Annotated in this window: 1 protein-coding gene; it reads left to right on the top strand. The window is 46.8% G+C overall.

What is annotated here, in order from left to right:
- Positions 1-151: 151 nt before the first annotated feature.
- A partial coding sequence (locus R8O10_RS23845) for a nucleotidyltransferase domain-containing protein (protein ID WP_318191777.1) occupies positions 152-1,295 on the top strand: 1,144 nt, incomplete at its 3' end.

The raw sequence follows: 1,295 nt of genomic DNA, 5'->3' as shown, positions 1-1,295 counted from the left end.
GTGATGATACGATTCCTCGCCTAATGAAAAATGCGTAACCAAGAATGACTTCAATATCCCCGCTCATGCGGGGATATTTTTTATCTCCGCGAGATTTGTTAAATTAGAAAGGTTCGTAGATCTTTACTTTTAGCTTGCACGGATAGCAAATATGCCACTTCAGTCCCCTCTTACGTTTTCCGACGAACAAATCAATATCGGCGAACTAAAACAAGAGTTAGAAAAATTCAGCTCAACCCAAAAACAAGAGTTTCTTAACCATCACCCTGTGACCAGCTTAGTATTGGCTCGCGCAGAGTACATGGACTTGCTGCTGACGCGTTTATGGCAATACTTCGGTTTTAATGACATTTACAACATCTCATTAGTGGCCGTAGGCGGATATGGTCGCGGTGAACTGCATCCGTTGTCCGACATAGACATTCTTGTTCTCTCTAACAACAAACTGCCGACTGCGTTAGAAGCGAAAATCAGCGAATTTATTACCTTACTATGGGACTTAAAACTGGAAGTTGGCCATGCGGTTCGCACTGTCAATGAATGTGCACAAATCGGTCGTGACGATCTAACGGTTGCCACTAACTTACAAGAAGCACGTCTGCTTTGTGGCAGCGAAGACACATTCCAAGCTCTAAAAAAGGTCGTGCTATCCGACTCTTTCTGGCCGAGCGAAACCTTCTACCGCGCAAAACTCCAAGAACAACGCGAACGTCATGCTCGCTACCACGATACGACCTATAACTTAGAGCCCGACATCAAATCGACCCCAGGAGGTCTTCGCGATATTCACACTTTGAGCTGGGTAGCGCGCCGTCACTTTGGCGCCACATCTCTGCTAGAGATGAGCCGTTACGGCTTTCTTACCGATGCGGAATACCGCGAACTGGTGGAGTGTCAGGACTTCTTGTGGCGTGTCCGCTTTGCTCTGCACATTGAACTTCGCCGATACGACAACCGTTTGACCTTCGCACATCAAGCACAAGTGGCCGAAAACCTCGGTTATGTTGGTGAAGGCAATCGCGGCGTCGAGATGATGATGAAAGAGTTTTATCGCACACTTCGTCGCGTCGCAGAATTAAACAAAATGCTGCTCAAACTGTTTGATCAAGCCATCATCAATGGTGGTGCAACTGAAAACGCAGAAATTTTGGATGCAGATTTTCAACGTCGTGGGTCGTTAATTGAAGCCAGAAAACCTGCGCTATTCCAAGCCAGACCTGAAACTATTCTTGATATGTTTTTGCATATCGCGAACGACTCAACCATTGAGGGGGTAAGCCCTCCAACCCTGCGCC

It is taken from the genome of Vibrio sp. 1727 (genome assembly GCF_033344415.1).
GTDB lineage: Bacteria > Pseudomonadota > Gammaproteobacteria > Enterobacterales > Vibrionaceae > Vibrio > Vibrio alginolyticus.
Note: the sequence above shows the minus strand (reverse complement) of the source record. Positions and strands in the feature narration are given on the sequence as shown.